The organism is Halostella limicola, assembly GCF_003675875.1.
In the GTDB taxonomy this organism is placed as follows: Archaea; Halobacteriota; Halobacteria; order Halobacteriales; family Natronoarchaeaceae; genus Halostella; species Halostella limicola.
The window spans coordinates 579,132-597,569 of record NZ_RCDI01000002.1; the positions used below are offsets into that span (position 1 = coordinate 579,132).

17 protein-coding genes are annotated in these 18,438 nt (G+C 68.1%); 13 read left to right on the top strand and 4 right to left on the bottom strand.

Annotation, left to right across the window (positions count from 1 at the left end):
* The first annotated feature begins 109 nt into the window (after positions 1 to 109).
* From D8670_RS10910 to D8670_RS10940, 7 genes are all read left to right on the top strand, one after another.
* Complete coding sequence (locus tag D8670_RS10910) at positions 110 to 376, top strand: glutathione S-transferase N-terminal domain-containing protein (protein ID WP_121818135.1); 267 nt, start codon at positions 110 to 112, stop codon at positions 374 to 376.
* A 265-nt stretch (positions 377 to 641) separates the two neighbouring features.
* Positions 642 to 869: a DUF8015 family protein gene (locus D8670_RS10915; RefSeq protein WP_162994264.1), complete on the top strand. Its 228-nt coding sequence runs from the start codon at positions 642 to 644 to the stop codon at positions 867 to 869.
* A 108-nt stretch (positions 870 to 977) separates the two neighbouring features.
* Complete coding sequence (locus D8670_RS10920) at positions 978 to 2,372, top strand: NAD-dependent succinate-semialdehyde dehydrogenase (RefSeq protein WP_121818137.1); 1,395 nt, start codon at positions 978 to 980, stop codon at positions 2,370 to 2,372.
* Complete coding sequence (locus tag D8670_RS10925) at positions 2,369 to 3,946, top strand: acetolactate synthase large subunit (protein WP_121818138.1); 1,578 nt, start codon at positions 2,369 to 2,371, stop codon at positions 3,944 to 3,946. The genes D8670_RS10920 and D8670_RS10925 overlap by 4 nt, the downstream gene beginning before the upstream one ends.
* 377 nt (positions 3,947 to 4,323) lie before the next feature.
* A complete protein-coding gene (pdhA, locus tag D8670_RS10930; RefSeq protein WP_121818139.1) occupies positions 4,324 to 5,403 on the top strand; it encodes a pyruvate dehydrogenase (acetyl-transferring) E1 component subunit alpha in 1,080 nt (359 codons plus the stop codon).
* On the top strand, positions 5,396 to 6,364 hold the full coding sequence (locus tag D8670_RS10935; protein ID WP_121818140.1) for an alpha-ketoacid dehydrogenase subunit beta: 969 nt from the start codon (positions 5,396 to 5,398) through the stop codon (positions 6,362 to 6,364). Before pdhA ends, D8670_RS10935 begins: the two co-directional genes overlap by 8 nt.
* A gap of 52 nt (positions 6,365 to 6,416) precedes the next feature.
* Entirely contained in the window at positions 6,417 to 7,487 is a 1,071-nt protein-coding gene (locus D8670_RS10940; RefSeq protein WP_121818141.1) for a DUF7972 family membrane protein, read from the top strand.
* 133 nt (positions 7,488 to 7,620) lie between these two features.
* Here the strand turns inward: D8670_RS10940 and D8670_RS10945 are convergent, their stop codons facing one another.
* Entirely contained in the window at positions 7,621 to 8,211 is a 591-nt protein-coding gene (locus D8670_RS10945) for a 50S ribosomal protein L15e (protein WP_121818142.1), read from the bottom strand.
* 474 nt (positions 8,212 to 8,685) lie between these two features.
* On the opposite strand from D8670_RS10945, the gene D8670_RS10950 reads away from it, so the two are divergent.
* Positions 8,686 to 9,450: a hypothetical protein gene (locus D8670_RS10950; protein ID WP_121818143.1), complete on the top strand. Its 765-nt coding sequence runs from the start codon at positions 8,686 to 8,688 to the stop codon at positions 9,448 to 9,450.
* Here D8670_RS10950 and D8670_RS10955 read toward each other — a convergent pair whose 3' ends face one another.
* The gene (locus D8670_RS10955) at positions 9,451 to 9,723 is read right to left on the bottom strand and encodes a DdfA family disk-determining factor (RefSeq protein ID WP_121818144.1); all 273 of its coding nucleotides are present in this window, start codon (positions 9,721 to 9,723) and stop codon (positions 9,451 to 9,453) included.
* Between the two features lie 141 nt (positions 9,724 to 9,864).
* Here D8670_RS10955 and D8670_RS10960 point away from each other — a divergent pair, with 141 nt between their 5' ends.
* Positions 9,865 to 10,263 carry a DUF7344 domain-containing protein gene (locus D8670_RS10960; RefSeq protein ID WP_205254074.1) on the top strand — a complete coding sequence of 133 codons (399 nt, stop codon included), beginning with the start codon at positions 9,865 to 9,867 and terminating at the stop codon, positions 10,261 to 10,263.
* Positions 10,264 to 10,363: 100 nt separating this feature from the next.
* Positions 10,364 to 12,652: a nitric-oxide reductase large subunit gene (locus D8670_RS10965; RefSeq protein ID WP_121818145.1), complete on the top strand. Its 2,289-nt coding sequence runs from the start codon at positions 10,364 to 10,366 to the stop codon at positions 12,650 to 12,652.
* A 725-nt stretch (positions 12,653 to 13,377) separates the two neighbouring features.
* Here the strand turns inward: D8670_RS10965 and D8670_RS10970 are convergent.
* Positions 13,378 to 14,517, bottom strand: coding sequence for a multicopper oxidase domain-containing protein (locus tag D8670_RS10970; RefSeq protein ID WP_121818146.1), 1,140 nt, complete (start codon positions 14,515 to 14,517; stop codon positions 13,378 to 13,380).
* A gap of 240 nt (positions 14,518 to 14,757) precedes the next feature.
* The gene (locus D8670_RS10975) at positions 14,758 to 15,672 is read right to left on the bottom strand and encodes a serine/threonine-protein kinase RIO2 (RefSeq protein ID WP_121818147.1); all 915 of its coding nucleotides are present in this window, start codon (positions 15,670 to 15,672) and stop codon (positions 14,758 to 14,760) included.
* 172 nt (positions 15,673 to 15,844) lie between these two features.
* Here D8670_RS10975 and D8670_RS10980 point away from each other — a divergent pair, with 172 nt between their 5' ends.
* From D8670_RS10980 to D8670_RS10990, 3 genes are all read left to right on the top strand, one after another.
* Positions 15,845 to 16,678 (top strand): lipoate--protein ligase family protein, encoded by an 834-nt coding sequence (locus D8670_RS10980; protein ID WP_121818148.1) that lies wholly within the window; start codon positions 15,845 to 15,847, stop codon positions 16,676 to 16,678.
* Between the two features lie 73 nt (positions 16,679 to 16,751).
* The gene (locus D8670_RS10985; protein ID WP_121818149.1) at positions 16,752 to 17,582 is read left to right on the top strand and encodes a deoxyribonuclease IV; all 831 of its coding nucleotides are present in this window, start codon (positions 16,752 to 16,754) and stop codon (positions 17,580 to 17,582) included.
* Between the two features lie 48 nt (positions 17,583 to 17,630).
* Positions 17,631 to 18,425 carry a class I SAM-dependent methyltransferase gene (locus D8670_RS10990; protein WP_121818150.1) on the top strand — a complete coding sequence of 265 codons (795 nt, stop codon included), beginning with the start codon at positions 17,631 to 17,633 and terminating at the stop codon, positions 18,423 to 18,425.
* Positions 18,426 to 18,438: the final 13 nt, after the last annotated feature.

The window sequence follows — 18,438 nt, forward strand, 5'->3', positions numbered from 1 at the left end:
GGGAACCGGCGGACGGTCGTACGGACCGGGGAACGCGCCGCCCGTCCGATCCCCTGGCACTTTCGACGGCGTGGTCGACGCTTTTAGCCCGCCGCGTTCTTTTTCGAACGTGCTCGAACTCTACCAGGCAGAGGGCTGTCCGCACAGCGAGTCGGTCCGCGAGAAGCTCACCGACCTCGGACTCTCCTACGTCGCCCACAACCCGCGGCGTCCGGGCGAGGACCCCGAGGTGCTGAACGAGCAGGTCTACGACGAGTTGCAAGCGATCGCGGAGGACCAGATCCCCGTGCTCGTCGACCACCAGCACGGCGAAGTGATCGCGGAGAGCGAGGACATCCGGGACTACCTCGCTGAACGCTACGGCGAAGTTCGCTGAGGGGGGCAGTCGGGACAACCTCCCCGACTCGGATCACCTCGGCGACCCGTCCCGTTTTTTCCCCGCTCACTTGCCGGGAGCGGACGACCGCGAACGTCGTATCGCCGTCTCCGATCGCGCTCTATAAGTTATGAGTATGCAACATCGTAAATAGGAGAATTCACCGTTTTGTTCATATGTGAATTCGGAGTGTGTTGGCTGAACTGAACTACGATAAGATTTTAGTGGGAGTCCGTCGTACGTGTCAATGGAGGGTGGTGATAGTATGACGGATAGTGTCAACGACGGCCGTCGCACGGCCCGCAACGTCGAGGTATCGCGCTACGACCTCGTTCTCGCTGTCATTCCGGCAGCCCTTCTGCTCTCCCTGCTCGCAGGCCACTTGCTCTCTGTCCCGTCGCGCACCGCGCTGGTCGCCGGCGCCGCGGTCGGTGCGCTCGCGATGATGGACGGTCTCTTCCGCAACCCGCCGGAAGGGACCGGCCCCGCCTGATTCCTTTCGGTTCCGCAACCGCGCATTCGATCGTCCCCCAGAGCTAAGCGTCTCTCCCCCGTAGTACGCGCACCGTTACCCGGCCGAGGCCGGGGTGGGGGACTCACAATGGAGAGTGTCAATCCGGCGACCGAGGAGACTCTGGACTCGTACGAGACGCACGGCGAGGGGGACGTCGACGACCTGCTCGACCGCGCGAACGACGCCTTCGAGGAGTGGCGCGAGCAGCCGATCGCGGAGCGCGAGGCGCTGCTGGAGCGGGCCGGCGAGGTGCTGCGCGAGAACAGCGACGAGTACGCCGAGCTGATGACCGCGGAGATGGGCAAGCCCATCGAGCAGGGCCGGTCGGAGGTCGAGAAGTGCGCGTGGGTCTGTGACTACTACGCCGAGCGCGCGGCGGAGTTCCTGCAGGACGAGCACGTCGGCGGCGAGACGGACGCCGACACGTTCGTCGCGCGCCAGCCGCTCGGTCCCGTGCTCGCCATCATGCCGTGGAACTTCCCGTTCTGGCAGGTGTTTCGCTTCGCCGCGCCGACGCTGACCGCGGGCAACGTCGGCCTGCTCAAGCACGCCTCGAACGTACCGGGCTGCGCGAAGGCCATCGAGGACGTGTTCAGGGAGGCCGGCTACCCCGAGGGCGTCTTCACGACGCTCATGGTCGGCTCCGACGCCATCGAGGACGTGATAAGCGACGACCGGGTCCGCGCCGTCACCATCACGGGCAGCGAGGGCGCGGGTCGCAACGTCGCCGAGACGGCCGGCAAGAACCTCAAGAAGCACGTCCTCGAACTCGGCGGGAGCGACCCCTTCGTCGTCCTCGACGACGCGCCGATGGAGCGCGCCTGCGAGGTCGCCGCCCGGGCGCGGATCATCAACTCGGGGCAGTCCTGCATCGCCGCGAAGCGCTTCATCGTCCACGAGGACGCGTACGACGAGTTCCTCGACGGGTTCCTGAACGAGATGGAGAGCCTGCAGACGGGCGACCCGACCGACGAGGACACCGACGTGGGGCCGCAGGCCCGGGAAGGGCTCATGGAGGACCTGCACGAGCAGGTCGAGGAAACCGTAGCGCAGGGCGCGGAGGTGCGGCTGGGCGGCGAGCCGATGGACCGCGACGGCTACTTCTACCCGCCGACGGTGCTCACCGACATCCCCGAGGGGTCGCCTGCCGACGAGGAGGAGGTGTTCGGCCCGGTCGCGACCGTCTTCGAGGTGCCGGACGAGGAGGCGGCGATCGAGAAGGCCAACGACATCGACTACGGACTGGGCGCGAGCGTCTGGACGGAGGACCTCGAACGCGGTGAGCGCGTCGCCCGGCGGTTCGAGTCCGGTCTCGCGTACGTGAACGAGCTGGTCAAATCGGACCCGCGCCTGCCGTTCGGCGGCGTGAAAGACTCCGGCTACGGCCGGGAACTCGCGAAGCAGGGCATCCGCGAGTTCGTCAACGAGAAGACGGTCTGGGTGTCCCACGGCCCGAGCAAGGAGGGAGATCTCGTCGAATGACGAACGCTGCCGACCTGCTGGCGGAGTGCCTGGAGGCGGAGGGCGTCGACTACGTCTTCGGCATCCCCGGCGAGGAACTGGAGGACGTCCTGTTCGCCCTGCGGGACTCGGACGTGGAGTTCTTCCCGGTGCGCCACGAGCAGGGCGCGGCGTTCATGGCCGACGTCCATGGGCGCGTGACGGGGGAGGCCGGCGTCTGCCTCTCGACGCTCGGCCCCGGCGCGACGAACCTGCTGACGGGGGTCGCCGACGCCCACCTCGACAAGAGCCCGCTCGTCGCCATCACGGGACAGGGCGGTCTGGAGCGCCTGCACAAGGAGAGCCACCAGGCGCTCGACGTCGTCGACACGTTCGAACCGGTCGTCAAGTGGAACACGCAGGTGAGCGCGCCCGAGACCGTCCCCGAATCCGTGCGGAAGGCGTTCAAGCTCGCCGAGCACGAGAAGCCCGGCGCGACCCACCTCGAAGTCCCCGAGGACGTGGCGGCCGAGTCGATCGACGCGACGCCGCTGCCGACGCGCGACCGGGTGCGCCGCCCCGATCCCGACGGGGCGTCGCTCTCGCGCGCCGCCGACCTGATCGGCGCGTCGGACCGTCCCATCGTCCTCGCGGGCAACGGCGCGGTGCGGACCCGCGCCGCAGAGCAGCTGCGGGCGTTCGTCGAGACGACGAACGTCCCGGTCGTCGCGACGTTCATGGGGAAGGGCGCGGTTTCGGACGCCGACGAGCACTCGCTGCTGACGCTCGAATCCGGCCCGGACGACGAGGCGGCGACGGCTATCGAGCGCGCCGACTGCGTCGTCGCCGTCGGCTACGACATCGCGGAGCACGACCCCCAGGAGTGGAACCCCAGTCCCGACAAGACGGTGATTCACGTCGACGCCGAACCCGCGGAGGTGTACCGCCACTACAACCCCGACGTGGAGGTCGTCGCGGACGTCTCCCGGACGCTGGAGGAGCTAACGGCCCTGCTCTCGACCGAGTGCTCGACGTGGTGGCAGGACCTGCGCGAGCGCATCGCCGCCGACGTCAGCGAGCGGCCCGACGCCGGCGACCCGATATCGGTCCGCCGGGTCCTCCCGCTGCTGCGCGACGCGATGGCCGACGAGGACGTGCTGATCTCCGACGTGGGGAGCCACAAGATGGCGATCGCGAAGCACTTCCCCGTCTACGAGCCGAACACCTGCATCATCTCGAACGGGCTGGCGACCATGGGCATCGCGGTCCCCGGCGGCGTCGCGGCCGACCTCGCGCTGGACGAGGACGTCGTCGTCGCGACCGGCGACGGCGGGTTCCTGATGAACGCCGCCGAGATCGAGACGGCGAGCCGCCTCGGCTGCTCGTACACCATCGTCGTGTTCCGCGACGACGACTACGGGATGATCTCCGAGCATCAGGAAGAACACCGCAACGAGCACTTCGGCACGGCGCTCTCCAACCCCGACCTCGTCGCGTTCGCCGAGAGCTTCGGGATCGAGGCCCGCCGCGCCGACGACTGGGCGACGATCGAGGAGACGCTGAACGAGGTCGTGTCGGCCGACGAGATGACGCTCGTCGAGGTGCCGCTGGGCTGATACGGACTGTTGTAGTCCTTTACCGGTCATCGCCGATCCGCACCGGCGATGACCGGTAAATCGTTACAACAATCCGTATGACTCGGCGCGTACCGGGCCTCGCCCGCTGTCAGCGCGGGCCTACATGCCCACCGCGGCCATTATCAGCCCGACGAGGATGAGCGCGAAGATCAGCAGCGTCACGACCAGAAAGAACCTGTCAGCGCCTGTCATAGGTCTGGATACGGCGACGCGCGGCATAAAACGTGGTCCCGAACGCCGCCGCGGAAGAGTGTGGCACTGACGGACCTCGTTCGCCGGCGCTCCGCGTCGGGGTGACCGCAACCGTTCCGCACCCGCCGCCCCGCGCATAAGTGTCTCTCCGTTGTCCTCCGCCTATGCCCAGAGAGCGGGCCGCCGAGTTCACGATAGACCACGTGCAGGTCCTCGACGAGTCGGGGGAGGCCGACGAGGATCTCGTCCCGAACCTGTCCGAGGAGGAACTGCTCGACCTGTACCGAAACATGAAGCGGGCGCGCCGCTTCGACACGCGGGCCATCGCGCTCCAGCGTCGCGGCGAGATCGGCACCATCGCCCCAGCGATCGGGCAGGAGGCGGTGCAGGTCGCCAGCGCGACGGCGCTGTCCGAGGCCGACTGGATGGTGCCGTCGTTCCGCGAGAGCGCCGCCTACCTGACCCGCGGGATCGACCCGCACCTCCTGCTGTGGTACGCCATGGGGATGGAGGAGGGCGCGGAGGTGCCCGAGGGTGAACACACGATGCCGCCCTCCATCGCCGTCGGGGCCCAGACCCTCCACGGCGCGGGGCTGGGGTGGGGGCAGGCGATCACCGACGACGACGCCGCGTCGCTCGTCTTCTTCGGCGACGGGGCCTCCAGCGAGGGCGACGCCTACGAGGCGTTCAACATGGCCGGCGTGTTCGACGCCCACACCGTCTTCCTCTGTCAGAACAACCGGTACGCTATCAGCGTCCCGACCGAGAACCAGACCCGTGCCGAGACCATCGCCCAGAAGGCCATCGCGGGCGGCATCGACGGGATCCAGGTCGACGGCAACGACGTGCTCGGCACGTACAAGGTCGTCACGGAGGCGCTGGAGCAGGCCCGGCAGGGGAACCCGATCCTCGTCGAGGCGCTCACCTACCGTCAGTCGATGCACACGACCGCGGACGACCCCTCCGTCTACCGGACGCCCGAGGAGGAGGCCGAGTGGGAGGAGCGCGACCCCATCGACCGGTACGAGGACTACCTGCGCTCCGAGGGCGTGCTCGACGACGAGACCGTCGCCGAGATAGAGGAGGACGTCGAGACCGAACTGGAAGCCGCCATCGAGCGCGCCCGCGAGGGGGAGAAAGAGGTCGTCCCCGCGGAGATGTTCGACCACGTCTTCGACGAACTGCCGCAGTCGCTGCGGAAACAGCGCGACGAGTTCCGGCGCGAGGAGGTCGACCATGACTGAGCAGCTGAACATGCTGGAGGCGATCCGCTCGACGCTCCGGGCGGAGATGGAGCGCGACGACGGCGTGATCGTCTACGGGCAGGACGTGGGCCGGAACGGCGGCGTGTTCCGCGCGACGCAGGGCCTGATCGACGACTACCCCGGCCAGATCTACGACGCCCCCGTCGCCGAGTCCGGCATCGTGGGCATGGGCGTCGGCCTCGCCGCGCACGGCCTGACCCCCGTCCCCGAGATCCAGTTCTCGGGGTTCATGCACCAGGCGTTCGCCCAGATCCAGCAACACGCCGCGCGCCTGCGGAGTCGCTCGCGCGGGACGATGAACTGCCCGATGACGATCCGCGCGCCCTCCGGCGGCGGCATCCGCGCGCTCGAACACCACTCCGAGAGCTTCGAGGCGGGGTACGCCCACACGCCCGGCCTGCAGATCGCCTACCCGTCCTCACCGGCGGACGCGAAGGGCCTGCTCGCCGCCTCGATCCGCAACCCGGACCCGGTCATCTTCCTCGAACCGACGCGGCTGTATCGCGCGGTCAGCGGCGAGGTGCCGGAAGAGGAACATCTGGTCCCCTTCGGCGAGGCGAACGTCGTCGAGGAGGGCGAGGACATCACGGTCGTCGCGTGGGGCGCGATGCGCCGCGAAACCCAGCGCGCTGCGAACAACGCCGACGCCGACGTCGAACTGATCGACCCGCGGACGATCGTCCCACTGGACGAGGAGACCATCCTCGACTCGGTGCGCAAGACCGGCCGCTGCGTCGTCGTCCACGAGGCCCCGAAGACTGCGGGGATGGCCGCCGAGATCACCGCGCGGATCAACGACGAGGCGCTCATGTACCTGGAAGCGCCCGTCGAGCGCGTGACGGGGTACGACGTCCCGTTCCCGCTGTACGCCCGCGAGGAGGACTACCTGCCCGACCCCGAGCGGATTCGGTCGGGGATCGAGCGGGCGGTGGAGTACTGACGGGTCGCTGCTGACCCACCTAACGTATCCGTTCGGTCGTCGGATCTACCGTATGGGAACAGACGGCGCGGACACCGCGTCCGAAAACGTGACCGAACGCGTGGAAGCGGCCAAAGGGACGCTGCTCGAACCCGAGGAGAACTCGTTCAAGCGGTGGCTGCTGCTCAGCGGCGGCCGGGGAGTCGTCACGGCAGTCGCGATGCTGGTCGTCATGACGGGGTTCGTCGTGCTTGGGGTCGTCTGGACGACCGAAATGCGGGACCTCGTAACGGAGACCGAAATCGTACAGACCCTGTTGTTCACGCTGCTCAGCGGGACGATACTCCTCGTCTCTATCGCCGTCTCTATCAACTCCGTGGTGCTCTCTCAGGAGCTTACGTCGATCGGAGACCAACTCGACGAGATCGAGAACTCCCTCTCGTTCCGGAGTTCGATCCGGGAGATGAGCGACCCGGACGTGAGTCCGGCGCGGCCCGCGGAGTTCCTCCTGACTATCCTCCGGGCGGTTCGCGACCAGTCGGAGGAACTCGACACCGTGGTGGAGGACGATGGCTCCGCGTTCAGTGAGCGCGTCGACGCCTTCGTGGACGACGTCGTCCGGCAGACCGAGAGCATCGAAAAGCGACTTCAGCGGGGACAGTTCGGAACGTCTGAGGTGCTGCTCGCCGGGCTGGACTACGATTACTCCTGGCAGATGTACGTCACGCAGCGTCTCCTGAGTACCCATGGTGACGAACTCACCGACCGGCAACGAGATGTCCTAGAGGATATCGTCGAGACGCTGAAACAGTTCACGACGGGGCGGGCGTATTTCAAGACGCTATACTTCAAGCGGGAACTCGCCAACCTCTCGCGGTGGCTGTTGGCGATCTCATTTCCCTCCATCGTCTACCTCTCGTACGCGCTCCTTGCCCTCAAGGCGAACCTGATCCCGGATATCTCGGTTCTCGGCATCGGGTCGCTCATTCTCTTCACCGGCGCCGCCTACGTTGCCGGCCTCGTTCCGTTCGCGCTGTTTACGTCGTACGTACTTCGGTCTGCCACGATCTCCTTCCGGACGCTCGCGGCCGGACCGTTCATCCTCAAGGACGAAGACAAGCGCGGCCGGATCGATTGGGACTGAGCGAACTCTCCACCGGGCTGTCGATCCGAAGGTCCGATCACCGGTTCCTCTCGATATGGCCGGTACGAGCACTACGGACGATAGAAAACGGAGTAGTCAGTCGGCCGCTCGGCGACGCGATGTCGCGTCGACGTTACTTCCCGCGGCCCTTGCCGCCGTTGTTGCTCGGGCGGGTGTGCTCCGTGCCCTTGCCCTTCTGGGAGAGGCCACGGTTCTTCTTGCCGGCGCTCGTGAGGCCGCGGAACGCGCGGTTCTCGTGAGCGTCGTCGCAGATCCAGTTGAGGTCGTCGTCGTTCTGGATGGCGGGGTGCTCCGGGTCCACCATGATCGCTTCGAACCACTTCTGGCTGCCGTCCTCGCCGACCCAGTAGGAGTTGAGGACGCGCAGGTTGCGGAACTTCCGGGAGGCGCGCTCCTCGGCGATCCGCTGGAGGTTCTTGCGGCGGGTGATCGCGTTGACACCCTGGCGCTTCGAGCGTCGCCCGGCGCGGAACCGTTCCTTGCGGGCCGAGCCCTTGCGGACGCTCACGCGAGCGACGACGACGCCCTGCTTCGCCTTGTAGCCCAGCTCGCGGGCCTTGTCGAGGCGGGTCGGGCGCTCGACGCGCTCGATGGCGCCCTGGTCGCGCCACTCCTGCTTTCGCTGCCACTGGAGTTCGGCGAGTTTGCCGTCGTCCGGGTTCTGCCACGCTTCCTTGATGTGTGAGTAGAAGCTCTGTGCCATGGTTATCACCACGGGCGCTTGTGGTTCAGCCGGTGACCCGGCCACATTCCGTCCCGAGTAAACGGGTGCCCGCTGGTGCCCGTCGTCCAGCGAGTTACCCACTCGTACTCGGCTTCCGGCTTTAAGCGCTTCGAAACGTCCGGCGGCCGGTCGCGTCGGTAGATCGGATCTACTCCGATCTCCACCGGTCTTCGGCGACCGCACGATCAGTAAACCCCATCATACCTAGCGAAAGCGAAAAATTTTAGGCCCTATACTGTGATATATTCCGTATGGCACGCCGTTCCACCGTCGGTCGTCCGGTCGCGCTGCGGCGGCGTAGCCACGGCGCCGGCAGACACCGGCGCTTCGCTTCTCCTGACACGCGTCACCGGCGCAGGCGCTGAGGTTCGCCCCGCCCGGTGTTCGGTTCCCGGAGCCGCTCGGCTCCGGCCGCACTCTCCCGCGAGCAGCCGCTCGCCAGAACCTACCACAATGTGCAACGCGTTCGCGTTCGACCCCGAGGTACCGCCGTACAACACCGCCTACGTCGTCGACGACCGGTCGCACCTCTACGCCGCGTTCGACCTCGACCGGGACGGCGACGACGGCGTCGTCGAGAACGGGGAGCGAAACGCCCCAGCGGACTACGGTGCTCGCCGCGAGGCGGTCCTGTCGTTCTACGGCGACCGGTGCGGCCGCTGCTTGACCGAACTCGGCCGGACCGGCGACGCCGAACAGTCGCTCGGCTTCGTCGTCTCCGTCGCCGACGGCGAGCGCCGGTGGGCGCTGGAGTCGCTGGTCGCGGTGTGCGAGGCGTGTTACGACCTGCTGACCGGGGAGACGCCGGCCGAACTCTCGCAGTTCGGGACGGCGTTCGAGTCCGCGCCGCAGTTCCCGCAGTGGGCCTGCGACCCCCGGGTCGCCGTCGAGCGCGCCCCGCTGTCGGGGCGGGAGGCGTGGCGACGGGAACGGCTGGCGGCGGCCGCGCGGTCGCCGCCCGACTGCGGCGCGAACGCGGTCGCCGCAGAGCGGGCGTGGCTGGCGCGGGAGACGTCCGCGGCAAGGGCCGTCGCGCTCGGCGAGCGGCACCTCACCCGCGCGTGGCGGAGCCCGCCGGCGCGCGGGCTCGACGAGGAGTGGGAGTCGCTGTCGCCGGCGCGTCGACGGCAGTACGAGGAGCGCGCCGTCGACGTGGAGTCGGTCGTCGACGCCGACGGGGTCGACCCGACCGAGGAGTCGCCCTCGTCGGGCCGGTGATCACGGCGACGGGGCGTCCTTCGGTTCGACGGTGACCGCGCCGTCGCCCTCGACGACGACGTGGTAGTCGCAGTACTCGAACTCGACCCGGCCGCTCGCGCGGGGGACGCCGCCGGTCTGCGAGAACAGTTCGTCCAGCGCGTCGAGATCGACGACCGCGTTGAGCGGCGGATCGAGCGCGACCGGGTCGACGCCCTCCGCCTCGGCTACCGATTCGATCACGCGCGAACTCGGCGCCCACGTGGACGCCAGTTCGACCTCGGTGTTACTCATTACCTCTGATCCCACGCACCGGGGTATAAATTCGGTGGCCGCCGCGGGGAGACGGAGCCGCGGACCGCAGCGGAACAAACACCTAGGTGCCTAGACTGAGCGTTCTTTGACGGCGGGGTACAACGATCTAACGAATCAGACATGAGCGACGACCACGGGGACGGCGCCGACGACGGCCGATCCGACGCAGGCGCGAACGGGGAGCGCTCCGCGCCGACGCCGTCGCTCGACACCGTCTTCGACCTCCTCTCCGACCAGCGGCGTCGATACGTTCTCTATCACCTCGTGAACGCGGGCGACGACGTCGTCGACTACGAGGACCTCGCCGAGCAGGTCGCCGTCTGGGAGGCGGAAGGCGACCCGAGCGGGGACCACGTCGACCGGGTCGCCGCCAACCTCTACCACATCCACCTGCCGAAGCTGACCGACGCGAACGTCATCGACTTCGACCAGCGGAGCGGCGACGTGCGGTTCTGGGGCCAGCCGACCGTCGAGGAGTACGCCGAACACGCGGCCATGCAGGAACTCTCCGAGCGGTAGCGCCGCGACGAGGATTACTCCCCGAACGTGTTCGGACGCGTTGTCAGCCCCTGAGAACCCGCGGCCGCTACAAGGGTTTCGGGGACCGAGGTCCACCCGTATGAAAGTCCGAAGACAAAGTATCGCGAAGGCGCTCGTCGTCGTCTTCGTCCTGAACCTGGCCGTGATGGGAGCGGGCGCGTGGCTCTCCTATCAGGAAGCGCCCCCCATCCCCAAGACCGTCGAGGACGCGGACGGCGAGACGGTCGTCACCGACGAACAGGTCCGCGACGGGAAGAAGGCCTTCCAGCAGTACGGGCTGATGAACCACGGGTCGATACTCGGCAACGGCGCGTACTACGGCGTCGACTACACCGCCGACGTGCTCGACCTGAAGGTAGAGCACATGCGGGCGTACTACGCCGAGGAGCGCTACGGCGACGCCTACGACGCCCTCAGCGTCGAGGAGCGCGCGGTCGTCGACGAACGGGTCGAACAGGACCTGGAGAACGGCGCCCCCGGTGAGGAGATCGAGTACACCGAAGCCGAGCTGTACGCGCACGAGCAGGTGCGCCAGGAGTACGTCGAGCGCTACCACGAGGGCGAAACCGAGCGCGGCGTCCCCGCCGGGATGGTCGAGTCCGAGGAGGAGGCTCGGCAGTTCGCCGACTTCGCGCTCTGGACGGCGTGGATCGCCCACACCGACCGACCCGGCTCCGACCACAGCTACACGAACGACTGGCCCTACCAGCCCGCCGCCGGCAACGAACCCACCGGGTCGACGATGACGTGGAGCGTCATCTCGATGGTGCTGCTCGTCGCGGGCGCGGGCATCGGCGTCTGGCTCTACCGCTCGGTCGACCTCGCCGAACCGGAGACCGAGGGCATCTCGGTGCCGAGTCCCGACGACGTCGACGTGTTCCCGAGCCAGATCGCGGCCGCGCGGTTCGTCCCCGTCGCGGCGCTGCTGTTCCTCGGACAGGTGCTGCTCGGGGGGCTGCTCGCGCACTACTACGTCGAGCGCGACGCCTTCTTCGGCCTCGGCGAGCTGCTCGGCGTGGACTTCCTGTCGCTGCTGCCGTTCGCGATGGCGAAGACCTGGCACCTCGACCTGGGCATCCTCTGGATCGCGACGCTGTGGCTCGGCGCTGGCCTCTTCCTGCCGGCGCTGCTGACGGGCTACGAACCGCGGAACCAGGCGAAGTACGTCAACGCCCTGCTCGCCGCGCTCGTCGTCGTCTCCGTCGGCGGGCTCGCGGGCATCTGGCTCGGCGCGAACGGCTACATCGACGGCGACCTCTGGTGGATCCTCGGCAACGAGGGCCTGGAGTACCTCGAAGTGGGCCGCCTCTGGCAGTTCGGCCTGCTCGCCGGCTTCCTCGGGTGGGCGGCGCTGGTCGCCCGCGGGTTCAAGCCGCTGCTCGACCGCGAGCCGCGGTACGGCCTCGCGCACATGATCCTCTACGCCGGCGGCTCCATCGCCCTGCTGTTCGTCGCCGGGACGCTGTACACGCCCGACACGAACATCGTCGTCACGGAGTTCTGGCGCTGGTGGGTCGTCCACATGTGGGTCGAGGGCGCGTTCGAGTTCTTCATCGTCGCCATCGTCGGCCTGACGCTGGTGTCGATGAACCTGCTCGACAAGCGCTCCGCCGAGAAGGCCGTCGCCTTCGAGGCCCTGCTCGTCATGGGTAGCGGCATCATCGGCGTCTCCCACCACTACTGGTGGATCGGCCAGCCCGACCTCTGGATCCCGCTGGGGAGCGTCTTCTCGACGCTCGAACTCATCCCGCTCGTGTTCATCCTCTACGAGGCGCTCGGCGAGTACTCCGCGATGCGCGGGGCCGGCGAGTCGTTCCCCTACACGCTCCCGTTCGCCTTCATCGTGGCCAGCGGCCTGTGGAACTTCGTCGGCGCGGGCGTGCTCGGGTTCTTCATCAACCTGCCGCTGGTGAACTACTACGAGCACGGCACCTACCTCACCGTCGCGCACGCTCACGCCGCGATGTTCGGCGCGTTCGGCTTCCTCGCGCTCGGCATGGCGACGTACCTGCTGCAGATCACCACCCGTAGCGCGGCCTGGAACGAGCGCCGCCTCTGGTGGGCGTTCTGGACCTGGAACGTCGGCCTCCTGCTGATGGTCGTCGTCTCCCTGCTGCCCGTCGGCTTCCTCCAGCTGGAGGTCGCGTTCACCGAGACGTACGCGGCCGCCCGGAGCCTGGCGTTCTACAGCGGAGAACTCGTCCAGCTGCTGTTCTGGGCGCGCATGCCGGGCGACACCCTGATCATCCTCGGGACGGCCATCTTCGCCTACGACGTCGGGGTCAAGCTGCTCCACCAGCGGACCGCGACGCCCGAGGAGGACCGCGAGCGGTCGCCGGTCTCCGACCGCGTGATGAGCGACGACTGACGGGCGCAATCTCTTCTCTCCCGTCGCAGTTTTTTTGGAAATAGGCCGTAGAGGAGCGGCCCCACCGCCGTTCTCGTCGCCACTGGCACCGAGTTCGTCGCCCCGACCTCGTACTGCAGTCTCCGCGGCCGCGGTCACGAGGTCGCGGATACGGCGCGTCGGTCCTCGTGGTCGCCGCGGGCTCGACGGGAGGCTGTCCCCGACGGTCGCGGTACCCTACGTCGCCGGTCGGCACTCGTACTCGCCCCGCAGGATCTCGATCCCGTAGCGATGTCTAGCCGTGCGGGCGGCGCCCCGGTTTTCGTCCGGGTGCCGTCGCGGGGCAGTTCCCCGCGGCGCTGTCCCGTCGGCAGAGTGCTCGCGCTTCCCCGGCGGTTCGCTCGGTCCTGTCGGCTTCTCCCTCGTGGCGGGCCGCCTCCGGGATCGTGCTGTCGTGGGTCAGCGTGCCGGGCGGAATCGCGTCGACCGACATCCGGTGGTCGCTGTCGCGCCGCGTCTCGCCGTCGGGACTCGCCGACCACCGCGTCTCGCCACCGAGACCCGTCCCGAACCGCGTCGCTGCCGCTCGCCGCGACGATGGCGCTCGGGTGCGACTACTCGGCGTTCTCGGCCGTCGGCGAACTGATCTTCATCGAGGAGAGAACTGCGTACCGGGGTGCTTCAGCGGCGCCGGGTTCGCGCTGCCGGCGTAATCGGCGCGGACTGCTAGAAAAACGGGGTCGGTATCAGCCTTCGTAGCCCGCGTACTCCATCAGGTCGGCGAAGATGTCCGTGTCCATCGCGGACTCGTAGACGATGCCGCCGACCATCCCGCCGGGGTAGCTCTCCCCGTTCATGGCGTGGCTGACCTTGTGGCAGTGCATGAGGTAGATGCCGGGGTCGGCGTCCGCCTCGAACTCGATGGTGTGGCGCTCCGCGGGCGCGATGTTCGTGATGTCCATCTCGTGGCGGGCCGCCTCCGGGATCGTGCCGCCGTCCTTCTCGACGCGCCGGAAGCGGTGGTTGTGGAGGTGCATCGGGTGGGACATGTACCCGCCGTTGGCCAGGTGGAGGCGGACCGTCTCGCCCTCCGAGACGATGACCGGCGAGCCGTCCTCGGGGTGGAGCGTCCGGGGCGCGGACTTCCCGTTTATCGTGAACACGTCGGGGTTGCGGTTCCGCGGGCTGTAGCTCACGTCCTCGCCCGCGTACATCCGGTTGAGCCGGGAGTCCCAGTCCTTGAACGTCAGGAAGTACTCCCGGTCTGCGGGCTCGTATCCCTCGGGGTCGACGCGGAAGATGCCGTACATCCCCATGTCGATGTGGCGGTGGGTCTGGTAGTGGCAGTGATAGAGGTGCGTCCCCGGGACGTTCGCGGGGATCTCGTAGGTGTGGGTCTCGCCCGGCGGGACCGTGATCCCCGTGGTCGTCGGGACGCCGTCGTTCTCCCACGTCTTGCGCACCCCGTGGAAGTGCAGCGTGTGCGGGTGCTGGCTGTCGGTGTTGTCGAGGGTCACCTCGATGTCCTCGCCCTCGGTCGTCCGGATGATTGGACCGGGGACGCTCGGGTTACCGTCGTCGGCCTGGAACGCCCACACCCGGGGCAGTTCGACCGGGCCGCCCATCGACTCGCCGGGGTGGGCCATGTGGCGAGCCGGGACGCTCTTCATCGTCACCTGCCCGCCCTGCTCGTCGACGTTCACGACCTCCGGCGGCGAGGTCAGCGGAAGGTCGGACTGGGCCGCGCCGCCCGCGTTCGGCTGGTTGCCGACGCTCTGGTTGCTGGGCGCGGTACAACCTGCGAGCGCGGCGCCGGTCGCGCCGGTCGCCGCGAGAAACGCTCTGCGAGACATGCCGTCACCGGGGGCACCGATCTTCTGGGTCATTGGTTCACCCGGAGTTTCGAGTTACCACTAAAAGAGACCGTCTCGAATTCCAAGAATCTGAGAACGGGGTGTGGGCAGTGGCGACGCTCCGCTGACCCTGGATCGGTGCGCCCGACCCCGCAACTCGATCGTACGTGCACTCGCGGCCTCAGTGCTGCGGCGAACGTGTTCGAGCGCTGCGGCGGCGCCTGCGCCGGCACGGGACGCCGCCCCACAGGGTTCTCTATAGCGGCATTCGATTTACTGGCTGACGTGAGACCGGATCCGGTCGTCGTCCCCCTCCGCGACGGCGGCCGCGAGACCCGGGATGTCGACGTCGTCGGGCACCAGTTGGGGGTACTTCCGGCGGAAGTACCCGACCACGTTCTCGACGTCGCGTTCGAGGAACTCGTCGGCGTTCTCGTGGTCGGTCGGCACCGACTGCGGCCAGTCGAAGATGGTGATCCCCTGCTCGTTGACGAAGACGTTGTACTCGCTCATGTCCGCGTGCACGCGCCCGTGCGCGTACGCCTCGCCCATCTCGTCCAGGATCAGCGCGAGCACCGGCACCACCTGTTCGTCCTCGAGTTTCGTCCGCGACAGCTCCACGCCGTCTATCTTCTCCATGACGATCGCGTGGCGGTTCTGGTCGATCGGTCGCGGTACCGCGACGTCGGGGTACACCGCTTCCAGCGCCTCGAACTCGCGTTCGGCCGCCTTGCGCGCGGTGTAGAGCCAGGAGACGTGCTCGCGGTCGGAGGTGTAGTCGCGCTCCTTCATCACCTCACGGAAGTTGGTGAAGCCCTCGCGGTGGAACTTCAGCGCCAGCGGCTTGTAGGACTGCACCTCGAACACGTCGCTTTCCTTGCCGACGCCAAGCGACGCTCCGAACCCCTCTATCGTCTCGCGCTCGGCGAAGGCGTGCAGCGCCAGCGCGTCGTACCCCTCGAACTTGAGGCTGTACCCCTCGTACTGGATGGTCTTTCGCTCGATCAGGCCGTAGTCGAGACAGCGGTCCACCCGGTAGTCGACCTCCTCTTTGGTCAGGCTGGAGAACTCCGGCAGTTTCTCCTTCTGGACCCACTCGGAGAACCGCATCCCCTGCTCGACGCCCGAGAGCAGGTAGAAGTCCTCGGGTTCCAGTTCCGGGAGTATCCCGGCCACGTTCTGCACCATACCGATCCGTAGCGGGCGGGCGGGTTTAAGCCCCGTGTGTCCCGGCAGACGGAGTGATAAATCTCATCTCGGTATACGAAATCTCGGGATCGGCGCGGAACGGCCGAGCGACAGCCCCGCGGTCGCCCCGTACTGCACAACGGCTTTGTCCCGACCGGTCGTACCCCACGGCATGGCCGACGACTCTGGCTCCTTGCGGTCCTCGCTCGCCGACAGAGACTGGCGTTTCGTCAGCGAAGAGTCCCGCTCCGGCGCGATGAACATGGCGCTCGACGAGATCGCCGCCGAGACGGCGTCGTCCGGGGGGCCCCGGACAGTCCGGGTGTATCGCTGGGACCCGAGTTGCCTCTCGCTCGGCTACCGACAGGACCCGGAGACGGTCGACTGGGCGTACTGCAAGCGCAAGGGGATAGATGTCGTCCGGCGTCAGACCGGCGGGGGCGGCATCTACCACGACAACGTCGGCGACATCTCCTACAGCGTCGTCGCGCCGGCCGACGAGCTTCCGGGCGACCTGCTCGACTGCTACTCGCTGCTCTGTGAGCCCGTCGTCGAGGCGTTCCGCCGGATGGGCGTCTTCGCCGAGTTCGCCGACGAGGACCTGCCGGCGATCCACGAGCCGGCGTGCTACCTCCGGGCGGTCAACCCCGCCCACGACCTGGTCTGTGGCGGCCGCAAGATCAGCGGCAACGCCCAGTACCACCAGCGCGACGCCGTCATCCAACACGGCTCGCTCAACTTCGACCTCACGATCCCCGACCACCTCGGCGTGTTCTCGAATCCCGAGACGACCGACGAGGAGTTCGAGGGACGGGTGACGAGCATCACGAACCACGCGGACGTGACCCGGGAGGAGGCCGTCGAGACGCTGGAGGAGTGCCTCCGCGAGTGGGCCGACGCGCGGACGGGCGGGTGGACAGACCAGGAGATCGACGACGCGCGCCTCCGCGCCGAGCGCAAGTACGAGTCGGAGGCGTGGAACCGCCACCGCGACGACCCGACCTGACCGACCCTACCCCGCCGCCCACCCCGCACCCCGTTCCGAAGTACCTTTGACAGTCCGGTCGCTCTCCGTACACATGCGAGTCGGAGCACACGTGTCCATCGCCGGCGGCGTCGACAACGCCGTCGACCGGCAGCGCGACGTCGGCGGGAACTGCGGACAGATCTTCACTCACTCCCCCCAGGTGTGGCAGGACCCCAACGTCGGGGACGACGAGGCGGCCGCCTTCCGGGACGGCACCGCCGCGAAGCTCGACGGCCCGTGGGTCATCCACTCCTCGTACCTCGTCAACCTCTGTACGCCCAAGGACGACCTCCGAGAGAAGTCCATCGACGCCATGCAGAAGGAGGTCGACGCCGCGGACAAGCTCGACATCGAGTTCGTCAACGTCCACCTCGGCGCGCACACCGGCGCGGGCGTCGAGGGCGGCCTCGACAACGCCGCCAGCGCGCTCGACGAACTGGAGATCCCCGATGGCGTCACCGTCCTCGTCGAGAGCGACGCCGGCAGCGGCACGAAGCTCGGCGGCGACTTCGAGCACCTCGCGGAGGTGCTCGACCGCTCCGAGCAGGACCTCGACGTCTGTCTCGACACGGCCCACATGTTCGCCGCGGGCTACGACCTCTCGACCGCGGCGGGCGTCGAGGAGACGGTCGCTGAGTTCGACGACGTGGTCGGCCTCGAACATCTTCGCTGCATCCACCTCAACGACTCCAAGCACGAGTGCGGCACGAACAAGGACGAGCACGCCCACATCGGCGAAGGCCTCATCGGTGAGGAGGGGATGCGGACCCTGATCAATCACGACGACTTGGCCGACGTTCCGCTGGTGCTCGAAACCCCGAACGAGGACGGGAAGGGCTTCGAGTGGAACATCGAGCGCGTGAAGGAGCTGCGGGAAACGTAGACACCGCGAACCGACCGGCTTTTTTCGCCGTCCCCGCAAACGACGGGCGTGCGCCAGTTCACCGAAGAGTACCTGCGGCACACGCGCCGCGGGATGTGGGAGAACCGGGCGGCGCTCGACCCCCTCGACCTGGAGGACGCAGAGCGCGTCTTAGACGTCGGCTGCGGCACGGGGGAACTGAGCCGCGTCCTCGCCGAGGAGTCGCCCGGCGAGGTGGTCGGCCTCGACGCCGATCCGGACCTGCTCGCCGTCGCGGGCGAGCGCGTCCCGGTCGTGGCGGGCGACGCGACCCGGCTCCCGTTTCCCGACGACGCCTTCGACCTCGTGGTCTGTCAGGCGCTGCTGATCAACCTGCCCGACCCGGCGGCCGCGGTGAGGGAGTTCGCCCGCGTCTCGCGGGACCGCGTGGCCGCCGTCGAACCCGACAACAGCGCCGTGGCCGTCGAGTCGAGCGTCGAAGGCGAGTCCCGACTGGAGGGGCGAGCGCGCCGCGCCTACCTCGACGGCGTCCCGACCGACGTGTCGCTGGGCGGGGCCGGCACGCGACGCGTGTTCGACGAGGTCGGGATCGACGACGTAGAGACGCGGCGGTACGACCACGAGCGCACCGTCGCACCACCGTACTCCGAGGCGGCGCTGGCCGACGCGAAGCGCAAGGCGACCGGCGAGGGCCTCGCCGACGACCGCGAGACGATGCTGTCGGGCGACCTCTCGGCGGATGAGTACGACGACCTGCGGACCGAGTGGCGCGCGATGGGCCGCGACGTCATCGACCAGATGCAGGACGAATCGTACCGCCGGACGGAGGTCGTCCCCTTCTTCGTCACCGTCGGGCGGGTCTGAGCGCCTCCGCGAC